The following is a 16,196-nucleotide window of genomic DNA, read 5'->3' as shown; positions in this document are numbered from 1 at the left end:
GCGCCCCTGCCGGCCGCAGCCCCACCGGGGACGGGACGGGTCTCGGCACGGCGGGGGCCGACCGCCGGCGGGCCGCCCACGGGGGAGCGGGGCGGCCCGTCGGCGGCATCGGGCGCCCGCTCAGGCCTCCCGGGCCCTACGCCGGCGCACCGCGGCCGTCGCCGTCAGGGCGAGGAGCAGGCCCGCGCCCGCGCCGGCCGCCGCGACGGCGGCCCCGCCGTCGGGCGTGTTCGCCGACGGGGCGCCGTAACCGCCGGCCGCGCCCTTCCGGGCGTACGCCGAACCCGGGAGCTTGTCGCCGTACGCCCGGGCCACTCGCTCCCGGTACGCGGCGAGGCTGGTGCCCCCGCGCCCCACGGCCCGCACCGCGTCCTCGTCGAGGGGCAGCACCTTCCCGCCCTTCTGCACGTACCACGCGTCGATCTGCGGCTCGCGGAAGACGAGCCCTCCGCCCAGCTCCGCGTAGCGGATCTCGTCGTCACCGGTGGCGATGTTCACCACGTGCCAGCCCTCCGGCCGCTTCACCGTCCACACCGAGGCCTTCTGCCCGTCCGGGGCCACGGCCCGGCTGGCACGGAACTCGACGCGGGCGACGGGTGCTCCGGGCTTTCCGGCGACGAAGTCCGGAGAGAGGATGCGCACCGGCACGGACGCGCCCTCGACGCGGGGGGCGACCGCCGTCCGGGCGAGGGCTCCGTCCCGGGCGAAGAAGCGGGACAGGGTGTCCAGGGTCTGCGGTGCGGAGGCGGCCTGTTCGGGGGTGGCCGCGGGCTGCAGCCCTTCGGCGGCGGCCGGGAGCGCCCCGAGGACGACGAGGGCTGCGGTGGCCAGGAAACCGGCCGTCACGGCTCGTGCGTTCATCGTGGTCACGCTCCGATCCGGTAGAGCGAGTGGGTCCAGGAGAACGAGCCGTTGTTGACGTACCAGGCATGCGAGGCCCAGTTGTACCTGTTGCTGGAAGGCCAGGGATCTCCCCAGTACACCCAGCCGTCCGCGTCGTCGTAGCCGTAGATGACGTGCATGTGGCCACCACCGCTCGACCACTGGATCCGGGTCTCGACGGGCCGGTTGGCGTTGATCTCGCTCTGGACGGTCGAGTAGCGCAGCCAACCGTTGACGTACGAGCCGGGGTAGATCCCCGCCCAGCTCAGTCCGGTCTGGACGTTGCCGAGGGTGGCTTGCCAGTTGGGGCAGTCATAGCCCTGCTGGCGGTTGAAGGCTGCGTTGCAGAACTGGTTCTGGCTGTAGCCGCGACCGAACCAGGTGGCGATGGTGTTGCCGCTCGCCGCCCAGCACCAGTTGCTCTTCTGCTGGGCCTGCATGGTGATGTTCAGTCGCTTGTAGGAGAGGGCGGAGACCTCCTCACCGGCGGCGGACGCCGAGGTGGTGGCGGGTGCGACGGGCGCCGAGGTGGTGGCGGACGCCGAGGTGGCGGGGACGAGGAAGAGGGCGGCTGCGGCCAGTGCCGCGAGGTTCGACTTTCTTCTGCGCATCGCGTTCCTCCCGGGGCGGGGGGTGTGGGGATGTGGGGGGTGGAGGAGCGCGTCCGGACGCTGGTCAGGAGCATCTGCCGTTGTCCGGATCCGGTCAACACGCTTCAATGCGGGATGACATCGGACTGTGAACGGTGTGGCCCCGGTGTGAACGGACGCCCACGGCCCACCTGCCCGCCCGTCCCGCACGGGGCGACGGTCCGTGCTCCTGCCGTGAACGTTCACCGAGGAGTCCTCTCGTGAGCCACACCGAGGCCGATCTGGTACAGCTGCTGCACACCGGCCCCTTCCACCTGGCGCTGCGCACCGCGCTGGCCGTGCGCGGGCTGCCGCTCCAGCGGGTCCAGCACCATCTGGCGCACCGGGGCGTCAGGGTCGGGGTGACGAGCCTGAGCTACTGGCAGCAGGGCGCCCGGCGGCCACAGCGCCCCGAGTCGTTGAAGGCCGTCAGCGCCCTGGAGGAGGTCCTCCGGCTGCCGGTGAACTCGCTGCTCAGGCTCTTGACGGAGGACGCGACCCCCCGCCCCGGAGCGGAGCGCCCGGCAACCCGTTCGTACCGCTCGCTGGTGGAGGCCTCGGGTTCGGTCGAGGAGCTGCTCGCGGAGCTGGAGTCGCCGACGGACGGCGGGCTGCACACGGTGGGGCACCACGAGAGGGTGCGGATCGGGTCGGGGAGGGAGTTGTCGGGGCGTGAGTCCCAGCACGTGGTGCGGGCGCACCGGGACGGTGTCGACCGCTACCTCGCCATCCACCACGGGGATCCGGGCTGCGACCCCTCGCGGGTGGTGGTGCGGGCGGTGGAGAACTGTCGCACCGGGCGGGTCCGCTGGCACGCCGGTACGGGAGTGCTGGTCGCCGAGCTGCTCTTCGACGCGCGGCTACGGGCCGGGGACACGTACCTGTTCTCGTACGGCTTCGAGGACGGCACCGCCGGGCCGAGCGGGGAGTACCTGCGCGGGTTCAGCTTCGCGGGCGGGCAGTACGTGCTCCAGGTCCGCTTCGACGACGCGGCGCTTCCGGTGCGCTGCCGGAGGTTCGTCCAGCCTTCCGCGGGCGCGCCGCGCGGCGGCCGTGCGGAGCTGACCCTGAGCGGTCGGCACCGCACGGTGCACCTGGTGGAGCAGGGGATGCGTCCGGGGATCCTGGGGATCGACTGGGACTGGGCGTGAGCCTCCGGCTCAGGCCTGGGGGGCTTCCGGGCCGGCGACCAGCGTGCCGTTCTCGACCCGGATCGGGACCTCGGGCAGCGGGACGGTGGCCGGCCCCCGGAGCGCCTTGCCGGTGGTCACGTCGAAGCGACTGCCGTGGCAAGGGCAGTTGCCCTCGTTCTCCTCGACCTTGTCGAGGACACAGCCGGCGTGGGTGCACTGGGCGCTGAAGGCCTTGTACTGCCCCTGGGCCGGGCAGCTCACCACCAGTCGCTGCTCGCGGTAGAGCTTGGAACCGCCGACCGGCACCTCGTCCGGGGCTCCGAGGGGGACCGGCGCGGTCGGGGTGGGGACCTCGGCGTGGCCGAGCTTGGAGTCGGTGGAGCAGGCGGCCACGCCCAGCCCGGCGGCTCCGGCGAGAGCGGCGCCTTTCAGTACGGTGCGACGGCTGGACTGGCCGGACATGTGCGCTCCACGGTGAGGTGTAGGGGGACAAGACCCCTCAGGGGTGACCGAACCGACGATACCGGCGGGGTCCTCGGGGGCGTCGCCCGGGCCCTGGGGCGGGACGGGGCAGCCAGGGGAACAGGGCTCCGGGGTGGGGCAGGGCTCCGGGGTGGGGCCCTGCCGAGGGCGTCGTCCTGCCGGTGCTCCGGCTCCGTCTGCCGCTCCGTCCCGCCGGCCGTCAGGCCTTGCGGGTCCGGGCGCTCGTCGTCGTCTTGGCGGGGGTGGCGGGGGTCTTCTTGGCCGTGGCCTTCTTGGCCGCCGTCTTCCTTTCTGTCGTCTGCTCCGCGGCCTTGCTCTTGCCGCTCGCCCTCTTCGTCGCCGTGGTGTTCGCCGTGGCCTTCTTGGCCGCCGTCCTCTTCGTCCCGCGGGCTGCCGGGATCGTGCCCCCGGCGTCGCTGATCCGGTCGGCGCCGAGGACCTCGCGGAGGAACTTGCCGGTGTGGCTCGCCGGGACCGAGGCGACTTGCTCCGGCGTGCCCTCGGCGACCACCAGGCCACCGCCGCTGCCACCCTCCGGTCCCATGTCGATCACCCAGTCCGCGGTCTTGATGACATCGAGGTTGTGCTCGATGACGATCACCGAGTTGCCCTTGTCGACCAGGTTGGACAGAACCTTGATCAGCTTCGAGATGTCCTCGAAGTGGAGACCGGTGGTCGGCTCGTCCAGCACGTAGACGGTGCGCCCCGTGGAGCGCTTCTGGAGCTCGGAGGCGAGCTTCACCCGCTGGGCCTCGCCGCCGGAGAGGGTCGGCGCCGACTGGCCGAGGCGGACGTAACCGAGTCCGACCTCGTGGAGCGTGCGCAGGTGCCGGGCGATGGTCGGGACGGCCTCGAAGAAGTCGAGGGCCTCCTCGATCGGCATGTTGAGGACCTCGGCGATGGACTTGCCCTTGTAGTGGACCTCCAGGGTCTCCCGGTTGTAGCGGTCCCCGTGGCAGACCTCGCACGGCACGTAGACGTCCGGGAGGAAGTTCATCTCGATCTTGATCGTGCCGTCACCGGAGCAGTTCTCGCAGCGACCGCCCTTGACGTTGAAGGAGAAACGACCGGGCAGGTAGCCCCGGACCTTGGCCTCCATCGTCTCGGCGAAGAGCCGGCGGACGTGGTCGAAGACTCCGGTGTAGGTCGCCGGGTTCGACCGGGGCGTGCGACCGATCGGCGACTGGTCGACGTGCACGACCTTGTCGACGAGCTCGTCCCCGTCCACACGGGTGTGCCGTCCGGGCACCGACTTGGCGCCGTTCAGCTCGCGCGCCAGGTGGGTGTAGAGGATGTCGTTGACCAGGGTCGACTTGCCCGACCCGGAAACGCCGGTGACGGCGGTGAGGACGCCCAGGGGGAAGGAGACGTTGATGTCCCGCAGGTTGTTCTCGCGGGCACCGTGGACGGTGAGCCGGCGCTCGGGGTCCGTCGGGCGGCGGACGTCCGGGGCGTCGATCGACCGGCGGCCGGACAGGTACTGCCCGGTCATCGACTCCTCGTTCGCGAGGAGCTCCTTCAGGGAGCCGGAATGGACGACCTTGCCCCCGTGCTCGCCCGCACCGGGACCGATGTCGACGACCCAGTCGGCGACCTTGATGGTGTCCTCGTCGTGCTCGACGACGATCAGCGTGTTGCCCATGTCCCGGAGCCGCACCAGGGTCTCGATGAGCCGGTGGTTGTCGCGCTGGTGGAGACCGATGGACGGCTCGTCCAGGACGTAGAGCACGCCGACCAGGCCGGAACCGATCTGGGTGGCCAGCCGGATGCGCTGGGCCTCGCCGCCGGAGAGCGTGCCCGCCGCCCGGTTGAGCGAGAGGTAGTCGAGGCCGACGTCGACGAGGAAGCGCAGCCGCTCGTTGACCTCCTTGAGGACCCGCTCGGCGATCTTCTTGTCACGGGCGTTGAGCGTGAGGCGGGAGAGGAACTCGGCGCAGTCGCTGATCGACATCGCGGAGACCTCGGCGATGGACCGGTCCATGACCGTGACCGCGAGGACGATGGGCTTGAGTCGGGTGCCCTCGCAGGTCGGGCAGGGCACCTCCCGCATGTATCCCTCGAAGCGCTCGCGGCTGGAGTCGCTCTCGGCCTCGGAGTGGCGCCGCTTGACGAAGGAGACGGCCCCCTCGAAGGCCGGGGTGGTGTAGGCCCGCTCGCGCCCGTACCGATTGCGGTAGCGGACCTCGACCTGGGTCTTGTGGCCGTGCATCAGGGCCTTCTTGGCCCGCTGCGGCAGACCCGCATAAGGGATGTCCGTGCGGAAGCCGAGGGCCTGGGAGAGTCCGCCGATGAGCCGGCCGAAGTACTCCTTGGTGTGCCCGTGCGACCAGGGGTGGATGGCTCCCTCGTCGAGGGACTTCTCCTCGTCGGGGACGACCAGCTCCGGGTCGACCTCCATCCGGGTGCCGATGCCGGTGCAGTCGGGACAGGCGCCGAAGGGCGAGTTGAAGGAGAAGGAGCGCGGCTCCAATTCCTCGAAGGACAGGTCGTCGTACGGGCAGTAGAGGTGCTCCGAGTACATCCGCTCGCGCTCGGGGTCGTCCTCGGGAAGGTCGACGAAGTCGAGGACGACCATGCCTCCGGAGAGTCCCAGCGCGGTCTCGACGGAGTCGGTGAGCCGACGCTTGGCGCCGTCCTTGACGGTGAGGCGGTCGACGACCACCTCGATCGTGTGCTTCTCCTGCTTCTTGAGCGTCGGGGGCTCGCTCAGCTGCACGGTCACGCCGTCCACCCGGGCACGGCTGTAGCCCTTGGTCTGGAGGTCGGCGAAGAGGTCGACGAACTCGCCCTTCCGCTCGCGCACCAGCGGGGAGAGCACCTGGAAGCGGCTGCCCTCGGGGAGCTCCAGGACCTTGTCGACGATGGCCTGCGGCGACTGGCGGGAGATGGGGCGGCGGCACTCGGGACAGTGCGGCTTCCCGATGCGCGCGAAGAGCAGACGGAGGTAGTCGTAGACCTCCGTGATGGTGCCCACCGTGGAGCGCGGGTTGCGCGAGGTCGACTTCTGGTCGATGGAGACGGCGGGCGAGAGGCCCTCGATGAAGTCGACGTCCGGCTTGTCCATCTGGCCGAGGAACTGCCGGGCGTACGAGGAGAGCGACTCGACGTACCGGCGCTGCCCCTCGGCGAAGATCGTGTCGAACGCGAGGGAGGACTTGCCCGACCCCGAGAGCCCGGTGAAGACGATGAGGGAGTCACGCGGGAGGTCGAGCGAGACGTTCTTGAGGTTGTGCTCGCGAGCGCCACGGACGATGAGACGGTCGGCCACGCCGGTCCGCACCTTTCTTGAGAGAGCGGATGTGCCTGAGACACCCAACAACCAAGGATGCCGGATGCTTCCGTCGAGCCTATAGCACGCACATTCGATTTCCGGTCGCTCGCAGCCCGCTTCACCCGAACGAGTGGCGGCGCTAGGGTCGGCGCCATGATCGATCACGAACAGGACCTTGTTTCCGTGCGCGAGGCGACCGACCGTCTGCTGACCGCGGCCGCCTCCTGGGACAACGCGGCAGTGGCCGAGCCGTCACGGCTCCCCGGCTGGACCCGCGGTCATGTCCTCGCCCACCTGGCACGCAACGCCGACGCCCTGGTGAACGCCCTCCAGGGACGCCCCATGTATGCCGACGCCGCGACCCGCGACGCGGACATCGAGCACGGCTCCGCCCGTCCGCTGGACGTGCAGCTCGCCGACGTGCGCGAGACCGCCGAGCGCTTCCAGGCCGTCTGCGCCGAGCCCGCGGACTGGAGCCGCACGATCGAGCTCCGCAACGGGGTGACCGACAGCGCCTCCCGGCTCCCCTTCCGCCGCTGGGTGGAGGTCGCCCTGCACCACGTGGACCTGGGGGCCGGCTACGAGCTGGAGGACCTGCCGGAGGAATTCGTCCGACGGGAGATCGACTTCCTCACCGAACGGTTCACGGGCAACCCGACCGTGCCGCCCACCCGGGTCATCGCCACGGACGGCTCGGGCAGCTGGACCACCGGATCCACGGAGGGCGCCGAGGTGACCGTGAGCGGCACCGCCCCCGAACTCCTGGGCTGGCTCGCCGGCCGCCGGGAGGGCGCCGCGCTGAAGACCGAGGGCGGCCCCCTGCCGGAACTCCCGACGCTTTAGTCGACGGCCGGGTCCGGGGCCACTTCCCGGGGCTAGTCTGAGGCCATGACGTACAGCGGAGTGGTGAAGGTCGGCGGTCCGGCGGACGTGCACGAGCTGACGGACCTGATGATCTCGAAGGTCGCGGTCGGCCCGATGGACAACAACGCGTACCTGTTGCGCTGCCGGGCGACCGGCGAGCAACTGCTGATCGATGCGGCCAACGAGGCGGGGACGCTGCTCACGCTGATCGGTGACGACGGCATCGCCTCCGTCGTCACCACCCACCGGCACGGCGACCACTGGCAGGCACTCGCCGAGGTGGTCGCCGCGACCGGCGCCCGGACCTATGCGGGCGCGTACGACGCCGAAGGCATCCCCGTCGGGACCGACGAACTGGTCGAGGACGGCGACACGATCCGGGTGGGCCGGGTCGAACTGACCGCGCGCCGCCTGGTCGGGCACACGCCCGGCTCGATCGCCCTCGTCTACGACGACCCGCACGGCCACCCCCACGTCTTCACCGGGGACTGCCTCTTCCCCGGCGGGGTGGGCAATACCTGGCAGGACCCGGAGGCCTTCGCGAGCCTGCTCCACGACGTCGAGACGAAGCTCTTCGCGGTGCTGCCCGACGAGTCGTGGATCTACCCCGGCCACGGCAAGGACACCACCCTCGGCGACGAGCGGCCCCACCTCGCGGAGTGGCGCGAGCGCGGTTGGTGACGCCCGGCCACACCGCCCCCGAACGGTGCGCCCCGTCGGACGGTCGACCCCCTCCTGGCGTACAGGACGGTGACGACCGCCGCCCGAGCGACTCCGGACGGGCCGCGCGGCCGGCACGGGAAGCACGGGTGGCTGAGCACGACGACGGCCGACCGGTCGGGGCACCGGTCGGCCGTCGTCGTGTGCATCCGGGCCTCAGGCCTCGACGCTGTCCTTCTCGATGTCCTCGGGGGCGACCGGGGCCTCGGCCGCGGCGCGCTCCTGCTGCTTCTTGGAAGCGATCAGGCTGGTGATGGTGGTGACCACCAGAACGCCGCAGATGACCGCGAGCGAGAACGGGATCGAGATCTCCGGAACGTGCACCCCGGACTCGTGCAGGGCGTGCAGCACGAGCTTCACTCCGATGAAGCCGAGGATCACCGACAGGCCGTAGCTGAGGTGCACCAGCTTCTCGAGGAGGCCCCCGATCAGGAAGTACAGCTGTCGCAGGCCCATCAGGGCGAAGGCGTTGGCGGTGAAGACGATGTACGGGTCCTGGGTGAGCCCGAAGATGGCCGGGATGGAGTCGAGGGCGAACAGGATGTCGGTGGTGCCGATGGCGAGCATGACGACCATCAGCGGGGTCATCACCCGCTTGCCGTTGGCACGGATGAAGAGCTTGGTGCCGTGGTAGCGGTCGGCGACGCCGAACTTCCTCTCGGCGGTCTTGAGGAGGCGGTTCTCCTCGAACTCGCCCTCCTCCTCCCCGGAGCGCGCCTCCTGGATGAGCTTCCAAGCCGTGTAGATCAGGAACGCGCCGAACAGGTAGAAGACCCAGGAGAAGTTCGTGATGATCGCGGCACCGGCGGCGATGAAGACCGCACGGAGCACCAGGGCGATGAGCACGCCCACGAGCAGGACCCGCTGCTGGAGGTGGGAGGGGACCGAGAACTTCGCCATGATCAGCACGAAGACGAAGAGGTTGTCGACGCTGAGCGACTTCTCGGTGATGTACCCCGCGAAGAACTCGCCGGCCGCCTGACCGTTCCCGAACAGCAGCAGGCCGAGCCCGAAGAGCGCCGCCAGCACGATCCAGACGATCGTCCAGATGCCGGCTTCCTTGACCGACACCTCATGGGGTTTGCGCCCGATGAGGAAGTCGGCACCGATCAGGGCTCCCAGACCGAGAATGGTCAGGACCCACAGGGTCATTGATACGTCCACTGCGCCTCCGGCGTCGTACGGCTACTGATCAGCGTCGTCGCTGCCGGAGGTCTCTTCCACCCGAGCGGCGGGCCTGCCGCCGGGCCGACGCCCCGGGATCAGATCGATGCCGATCCGTCCGTATTGACGGGTACGTCGCGCATGGGGAGTACTCCCCTCCGCACCAAGGAGAGTACCCGAAAGACCAAGAGAAGGTAAAGAGAAGGGCAAAGAAGATCCAAAGCGCCTGTTCAGAGCGTTTTTGCTTGACGGGCAGCAACCGCCCTCGCAAGGGCTTGGCGGAGGATCCCGCTGCCGGGCGGGGGGAGCAGCGGCTCGTAGGACCAGGAGTGGCCGACCCATGGATCGGCCAGGTGGTCGTCGGGGACGGGGGTCAGGCGCAGCAGCGAACGCCACAGGGGATCGAGCAGCGGCCCGTACGCGGCGGCGTCCTCGCGGTCGGCGACCATCAGCAGGTGGACGCCGACCGCGGGCCCCTCGTCCGCGAGGTACCGCAGACGGGTGACCGCCCGCTCGTCGAAACCGTGCGGGAAGTCATGGACGATCAGCAGTTGGCGCGCCCTGTCCAGACCGGGCGGCAAGGCGTCGACGGCCCCTCCGCGCAGAGCCATCTGGAGCAGGTCGACGCGCTCGGTGAGCTGTTCCAGGAGAGCCGAGACGCCCGCCGCCCCCCGGGCGGGAGGAGCTGCGGCCCCGGTCTCCACGAGGGGTGCGAGGGCCTCGGCGCCCGCCCCCGCCGGATCCATGACGTGGAGCGTGAATCCGCCCGCCGGGTGGGCTGCGAGGAGCCTGGCGGCATGGGCGACCGCGCTCTCCAGCGCGAGCCGCCGCAACTCGGCTTCGTCGAGGAAACCGGCGGCCGTGGACCGGCTCCGGCCGGAGTCCACCCAGAGCCCCCGCTCCAGCGGCAACCGGACGAGCAGGGGGATCCGGAGGCCGGGGCGTTCGGGAAGGTGCAGGTCGCCGAGGCGGATGGCCATCGGCTCCCCGGCGGGTGGCTGAGGGGCGTGCCAGACCGGGTTGTCCCAACGGGCGTACGCGACGGGCAGCGCCGGTTCGACGACCTCGACCTCGGCCGCGAGCTGGTCCAGGTCCCGGTCGAGGACCTCCTTGGCCCGCTCCACCAGTTCGTCGCGCCGGGCGCGCGCGGTGGCCCGTGCGGCGTCGTTCGAGCCCCCGCCGCGGGCGCGGTAGTCGGTGAGCGTCTCGTCGAGCTCTCGGTCGAGCCGGGAATCCGCGAAGTCACAGGCGCTTCGATAGGCGGCTGCGGCACGGGCCAGGTCCTCGAACATCCCCCACACCTGGTTGTAGAGGCGCTCGTCCATGGACCAGCCCGAGGCGTCCCCGGCGACCGGCACCGGCGGGGTGGGGTGCGGTTCCGGGGCAGAGGGAGGAGCGGAGGGGGAGGCCGGGCCGGGGGTCGTCCGGAGGGGATGCGCATAGTCGATCCGACCGCCGGACGCCGGCGCCGCCCCCGAGGGGGGCGGGGGCACCGGGCCCGCGGTCGCCCTGTCCTGCGCGGGGGGCACCGGGCCCGCGGTCGCCAGGATCGACGCGGCCGGGCCCACGGGGTTCTCCAGGCCCTGGTCGCCGAGGAGCGCGGCGAGCCCGCCCTCGTACCCCTGCCCCATGGCGCGGACCTTCCAGGCTCCCTGCCGGCGGTACAGCTCCAGGGCGATGACGGCGGACTCCCCGTCCAGGCCGGTGATGGTGTAGCGGGCGATCTCGGTGCCGTCCCGGCCGGTGACGGCGACGAACGGAGCGGAGAGGGTGCCGAAGCCGGTGGCGTCACCGAGCAGGGCGAGGAAGATCGAGACGCGGTGGACGGCCCCGGGGACCGCGTCCAGGTCGACGGCGAGGCGCTGCTCGGCCGAGGCCGTTCCGGGGACGTCGACACCGGGGAGGGAGGGCGAGCCGGGATGGGCGACCCGCTCGACGCCCGTGACCGTGCCCCGCTCATCGCCGAGGGTGGCCCCGGCGAGGACCGGGAGGGCGACCGACACCCTGATCTCCAGGCGGGTGTCGGGCAGGGGGTGGTTCTGCCCCCGGACCAGCTCGGCCGTCATCGACTCTGTCCCCTCGGTGCTTCTTGGCGCGGATCATGCGGGCAGCTCCCGGAGGGCTGGTGCCTCCGGGAGCTGCGGGTGTGCGGTGTCGGCGTGCGTCTACAGGTGCGGGAGGATCGCGGGCATCAGGTCCTGGAAGGTGCGGCCGTTGGCCGGGGTTCCCAGGGCGGTCATCTGCCAGCCCGAGCCGGCCCGGTGGACCTTCGCCATGATCTGCGCGGTGAAGTTGCCGCCGCCGTTGAGGGTGTAGCGCGCGAGCTCCTGCCCGTTCGTCTCGTCGACGAGGCGGCAGAAGGCGTTCTGCACCTCCTGGAAGGTCTGGCCGGTGAAGGAGTTCACCGTGAAGACGATCTGGTCGATGTGGACCGGGACCCGCTGCAGGTCCACCAGGATCGCTTCGTCGTCGCCGCCCTGGCCGACGCCGCCGACGAGGTTGTCCCCGGTGTGCTTGACCGAGCCGTCGTCACTGACGAGGTGGCGGAAGAAGACGACGTCGACCGGCTGCTTCTCGGCGAAGAGGACGGCCGAGGCGTCCAGGTCGATCTCCCGTGTGCGTGAGCCGAAGAGACCGCGGCGCGGCGCCGCCTGCCAGCCGAGGCCCATCCGCACCTGGCTGAGGCTGCCCCCGTCCTTCTTCTCCAGGCTGATGGCCTGACCCTTGGTCATGTTGACCGACACGCGTTTGCCCCTCTCGTTAGCGTTCCCCGCGCCCGCCGTTCCGGTGCGTGCGGTTGTCAGGCACCTTACGCAGGGGCACTGACGACACGGAGGGGCAGTCCGGATTTGTGTCGTTCTTGCAACACACCGGACCGTCCGTCCGCTCTCGTCCGGTCAGGCGAGTCCCGCTTCCTTCATCTGCCGCAACTCCTTCTTCAGCTCCCCCACTTCGTCACGGAGCCGGGCCGCCACCTCGAACTGCAGCTCGGCCGCAGCCGCACGCATCCGGTCGGTCATCTCCTCGATGATCGAGGCGAGTTCGGCGGCCGGGCGGTCACCGAGCTCGACCGTGGAACCGGCCTTGCCGCCCTTGGCCCGGGGTCCGTGGGTGGCGAGCGAGGGCACGGGGGCCTTTGCGGCCTTGCCCTCCTTCGCCTGCCGGTAACCGCTGCCGAGGAGTTCCTCGGTGTCGATCTCCTCGCGCGCAAGGGTCGCCACGATGTCGTTGATCTTCTTGCGGAGCGGCTGCGGGTCGATGCCGCGCTCGGTGTTGTAGGCGATCTGCTTCTCGCGGCGCCGGTTCGTCTCGTCGATGGCCTGTTCCATGGCCGGGGTGATCCGGTCCGCGTACATGTGGACCTGCCCCGAGACGTTCCGGGCGGCGCGGCCGATCGTCTGGATGAGGGAGGTCCCGGAGCGCAGGAAGCCCTGCTTGTCGGCGTCGAGGATGGCGACGAGGGACACCTCGGGCAGGTCGAGACCCTCCCGGAGGAGGTTGATGCCGACGAGGACGTCGTACTCGCCGGCGCGCAGCTCGCGCAGCAATTCGATGCGCCGCAGCGTGTCGACGTCGCTGTGCAGGTAACGCACCTGGATGCCGAGCTCCAGGAAGTAGTCGGTGAGGTCCTCCGCCATCTTCTTGGTGAGGGTGGTGACGAGGACCCGCTCGTCGCGCTCGGTGCGCAGCCGGATCTCGTGCACCAGGTCGTCGATCTGGCCTTCGGTGGGCTTGACGACGACTTCGGGGTCGACGAGGCCGGTGGGGCGGATGATCTGCTCGACGAAGCCGTCGCCGCGCGAGAGCTCGTACGTCCCGGGGGTCGCGGAGAGGTAGACGGTCTGACCGATGCGCTCCTGGAACTCCTCCCACTTCAACGGGCGGTTGTCGAGGGCGGACGGAAGGCGGAAGCCGTGGTCGACCAGGGTCCGCTTGCGGGAGGCGTCGCCCTCGTACATGGCGCCGATCTGCGGCACGGTGACGTGCGACTCGTCGATGACGAGGAGGAAGTCCTCGGGGAAGTAGTCGAGGAGGGTGTTGGGCGCGGAACCGGGCTCCCGCCCGTCGAAGTGCATCGAGTAGTTCTCGATGCCGGAGCAGGAACCGATCTGCCGCATCATCTCGACGTCGTAGGTGGTGCGCATGCGCAGGCGCTGGGACTCCAGGTGCTTTCCCTGCTTGTCCAGCTCGGCGAGGCGGCCCTCCAGCTCGCGCTCGATGTCGTTGATCGCGCGCTCCATGCGCTCGGGGCCGGCGACGTAGTGGCTGGCGGGGAAGACGTACAGCTCGCGGTCCTCGCTGATGACCTCGCCGGTGAGCGGGTGGAGGGTGGAGAGGGCCTCGATCTCGTCGCCGAACATCTCGATGCGGACGGCGAGCTCCTCGTAGACCGGGAAGATCTCGATGGTGTCGCCTCGCACCCGGAAGGTGCCGCGGGTGAAGGCCAGGTCGTTCCGGGCGTACTGGATGTCGACGAAACGGCGCAGCAGCTGGTCGCGGTCGATCTCCTCGCCGACCTTGAGCGGGACCATCCGGTCGACGTACTCCTGGGGCGTGCCAAGGCCGTAGATGCAGGAGACGGAGGCGACGACGACGACGTCCCTGCGGGTGAGCAGCGAGTTCGTTGCGGAGTGTCGGAGCCGCTCCACCTCCTCGTTGATGGAGGAGTCCTTCTCGATGTAGGTGTCCGACTGCGGAACGTACGCCTCGGGTTGGTAGTAGTCGTAGTACGAGACGAAGTATTCGACGGCGTTGTGGGGCAGGAGCTCGCGGAACTCGTTCGCCAACTGGGCGGCCAGCGTCTTGTTCGGCGCCATCACCAGGGTGGGGCGCTGGAGCTTCTCGATCATCCACGCGGTGGTCGCGGACTTGCCGGTGCCGGTGGCGCCGAGGAGCACGACGTCCTTCTCGCCTGCGCGGATGCGCCGCTCCAGGTCGGCGATGGCGGTCGGCTGGTCGCCGCTGGGCTGGTACTCGCTGACGACCTCGAAGGGCGCCACCGAACGTTCGATCTTGGAAACGGGCCGCATGCAACCACCGTACGACCCCACACTGACACTCGGGTGGTGATCCGCGCCTGCTCCTGCCCCGGGCTCCCCTCACCAGTCCTGCGAACGGTGCCCGCCCCGGGGGCCGCTCCGGCGGGCGGCGCGACGGGCGGGGCGGGCCGTCCAGTTGGCGGGCTCCCCGTAGGACGGCACGTGGCCGGAGGCGGGCACGCCGGGGCGGTGCACGCTCCGGACGGCGGGCCGCTGCCAGTCGGGGTCGCCCATCACGAGCAGCGGGTCGAACATGACGACGACGGCGGCCAGGATCAGGAAGACCGCAGGACCGATCAGCATGGGCAGGAGCAGCGAGGTGGCGGTGTCGCCGGTTCCCGCACGGGCCCCGGCACCGTGCAGGTGGACGCTGACGGCGGCCATCGCGGTGTAGTGCATGCCGCTCACGGCGACGCCCATCACCAGGCTCGCGCCGAGGCTGGTGAGGAATCCGTGCACCGAGACGGCCGCCCAGAGGGCGGCGGTGGCGGCCACGACGGCGATGACCACGGAGAGGACGACGGTGAGCGTGTCGTACTCGATGCGGCCCTGGAGGCGCACGCCGGCCATGCCGAGGTAGTGCATCGTGGCGACGCCGAGGCCCGTGATGGTGCCGCCGGTGACCAGCGTGAGGGCGGTCGCCCCGCGGTATCCGACGATGAAGATGCCGACGCCCACCATGAGCACGGCGACGCCCAGGCTGGCGAAGGTGAGGGGGCGGTCGTAGCTGACGGGCGCCTGTTGGACGGAGAAGCCCATCATGGCGATGAAGTGCATCGTCCAGATGCCGGTGCCGATCGAGGTCGCGCCGAGGGCCAGCCAGCCCGCCTTGAAGGTGTCGTGGTGGCGGAGCGATCTGGTGGTGCACCGCAGGCCGAGGGCGCTGCCGAGACAGGCCATGAGAAAGGCGGCCACCGGCGTGACGAGCCCGTAGCTGAATCCGTCGACCGTGCCCTGCATGAGCCCCTGTCCTCCACCCCTGGTGCAGCATTGTCCGAAAACAGTCGGTACCGCTGGGTAGTACTACCGGGCCGAGGGTATGGCGCGGCAGGGGTCCCCCGCCCATGTGACCGGGGAATTTCCGCGCGTGAGACCGGAGCGATACCGCTCCGTGATCTCGCCGGGGTCCCCGGAGCGGTTCGACGCCGGAAGCCCCGGACCGGTTCCGGGACGGTGGGCGGGGCTCCGGGTCCGTCGGTGGCGGACCGTACCGTGGAGGCATGGACATCGAGGTGGAGACGGGACCGGTCGGCCCGGAGCGAGCGGCCCCGACGGAGTGGGCGGTCGTGGAGAGCCCCATCGGGCCGCTCTTCCTCGCGGCGACCGAACGGGGCCTCGTGCGGGTCGAGTTCCACGCCACCGCGGAACGTCGGGAGCGGATGCTCGACCGGTTGGCGGGGCAGTTCGGCGTCGGCGCGGTGGAGCGTGCCGCGGGGCGGCTCGCGGAGCCGGTGCGTCAGCTCGACCGGTACTTCGCGGGCGGGTTGCGGGCCTTCGACCTGCCGCTGGACTGGAGCCTGACGACCGGATTCAACCGACAGGTGTTGCGGGAACTGGCAAGGACGGTTCCGTACGGCACGGTCGTCGGGTACGGCGAGCTGGCGGGGCGCGTGGGGCAGCCCGGTGCGGCACAGGCGGTCGGGGCGGCGATGGGCGCCAATCCCCTGCCGCTGGTGGTCCCGTGCCATCGGGTGGTGGAGAGCGGCGGCGGTCTCGGGGGGTTCGGGGGTGGGCTGGAGACGAAGCGGCAGCTCCTCGCGCTCGAAGGGGTGCTTCCCGCACCGCTGTTCTGAGCACGGCGCGCCATGGCGAGGACCCGGTTCCGGGCGGCGACGGCCGTCCGCCGGGCACCTCCTCGCAGGGAGCCGCCGGTGGTACGGACGGGGAGGCCGTCGGGTCGCGGAGGGGCGTTCCCATCGAGAAGGGCCGATGGCACACTCAGGTAAGTGACCCAGACCCCTAGCACCCCTGACGCAGTCGCGTCCGGCGCGCCCCCCGCGCCCGCCCCGCC

The 16,196-nt window shown here is 70.8% G+C and carries 13 protein-coding genes; 4 read left to right on the top strand and 9 right to left on the bottom strand.

Translation table 11 applies throughout. The features are described from left to right. Positions 1–120: 120 nt before the first annotated feature. On the bottom strand, positions 121–861 hold the full coding sequence (locus ACFW22_RS00980) for a hypothetical protein (protein ID WP_386396915.1): 741 nt from the start codon (positions 859–861) through the stop codon (positions 121–123). A gap of 5 nt (positions 862–866) precedes the next feature. Next, positions 867–1,493, bottom strand: a complete 627-nt coding sequence (locus ACFW22_RS00975) for a papain-like cysteine protease family protein (RefSeq protein WP_386396912.1) — start codon at positions 1,491–1,493, stop codon at positions 867–869. Between the two features lie 239 nt (positions 1,494–1,732). Between ACFW22_RS00975 and ACFW22_RS00970 the strand changes: the two genes are divergently transcribed. Beyond that, positions 1,733–2,662: a hypothetical protein gene (locus ACFW22_RS00970; protein ID WP_386396909.1), complete on the top strand. Its 930-nt coding sequence runs from the start codon at positions 1,733–1,735 to the stop codon at positions 2,660–2,662. A gap of 9 nt (positions 2,663–2,671) precedes the next feature. Here ACFW22_RS00970 and ACFW22_RS00965 read toward each other — a convergent pair whose 3' ends face one another. Together ACFW22_RS00965 and uvrA are read right to left on the bottom strand one after the other, a co-directional pair. Continuing rightward, positions 2,672–3,106 (bottom strand): Rieske (2Fe-2S) protein, encoded by a 435-nt coding sequence (locus ACFW22_RS00965; protein WP_386396906.1) that lies wholly within the window; start codon positions 3,104–3,106, stop codon positions 2,672–2,674. 220 nt (positions 3,107–3,326) lie between these two features. Further along, complete coding sequence (uvrA, locus tag ACFW22_RS00960) at positions 3,327–6,395, bottom strand: excinuclease ABC subunit UvrA (protein ID WP_386396903.1); 3,069 nt, start codon at positions 6,393–6,395, stop codon at positions 3,327–3,329. Positions 6,396–6,551: 156 nt separating this feature from the next. Here uvrA and ACFW22_RS00955 point away from each other — a divergent pair, with 156 nt between their 5' ends. Further along, complete coding sequence (locus ACFW22_RS00955) at positions 6,552–7,241, top strand: maleylpyruvate isomerase family mycothiol-dependent enzyme (RefSeq protein WP_386396900.1); 690 nt, start codon at positions 6,552–6,554, stop codon at positions 7,239–7,241. Positions 7,242–7,286: 45 nt separating this feature from the next. Next, positions 7,287–7,943, top strand: coding sequence for an MBL fold metallo-hydrolase (locus ACFW22_RS00950; RefSeq protein ID WP_386396897.1), 657 nt, complete (start codon positions 7,287–7,289; stop codon positions 7,941–7,943). 195 nt (positions 7,944–8,138) lie between these two features. Here the strand turns inward: ACFW22_RS00950 and ACFW22_RS00945 are convergent, their stop codons facing one another. The 5 genes from ACFW22_RS00945 to ACFW22_RS00925 form a co-directional block, all read right to left on the bottom strand. Beyond that, positions 8,139–9,146, bottom strand: coding sequence for a TerC family protein (locus tag ACFW22_RS00945; RefSeq protein WP_386396894.1), 1,008 nt, complete (start codon positions 9,144–9,146; stop codon positions 8,139–8,141). A 230-nt stretch (positions 9,147–9,376) separates the two neighbouring features. Then, positions 9,377–11,212, bottom strand: coding sequence for a TerD family protein (locus tag ACFW22_RS00940; RefSeq protein ID WP_386396891.1), 1,836 nt, complete (start codon positions 11,210–11,212; stop codon positions 9,377–9,379). A gap of 99 nt (positions 11,213–11,311) precedes the next feature. Then, the gene (locus ACFW22_RS00935; RefSeq protein ID WP_386396888.1) at positions 11,312–11,890 is read right to left on the bottom strand and encodes a TerD family protein; all 579 of its coding nucleotides are present in this window, start codon (positions 11,888–11,890) and stop codon (positions 11,312–11,314) included. A gap of 153 nt (positions 11,891–12,043) precedes the next feature. Next, a complete protein-coding gene (gene uvrB / locus ACFW22_RS00930) occupies positions 12,044–14,176 on the bottom strand; it encodes an excinuclease ABC subunit UvrB (protein ID WP_386396885.1) in 2,133 nt (710 codons plus the stop codon). Positions 14,177–14,245: 69 nt separating this feature from the next. Next, entirely contained in the window at positions 14,246–15,145 is a 900-nt protein-coding gene (locus tag ACFW22_RS00925; RefSeq protein WP_386396882.1) for an MHYT domain-containing protein, read from the bottom strand. A 260-nt stretch (positions 15,146–15,405) separates the two neighbouring features. Between ACFW22_RS00925 and ACFW22_RS00920 the strand changes: the two genes are divergently transcribed. Next, entirely contained in the window at positions 15,406–15,978 is a 573-nt protein-coding gene (locus ACFW22_RS00920) for a methylated-DNA--[protein]-cysteine S-methyltransferase (RefSeq protein WP_386396879.1), read from the top strand. The last annotated feature ends 218 nt before the right edge of the window (positions 15,979–16,196 follow it).

It is taken from the genome of Streptomyces sp. NPDC058872 (assembly GCF_042743065.1).
GTDB lineage: Bacteria > Actinomycetota > Actinomycetes > Streptomycetales > Streptomycetaceae > Streptomyces.
This window is presented reverse-complemented; position numbering and strand designations above follow the sequence as displayed.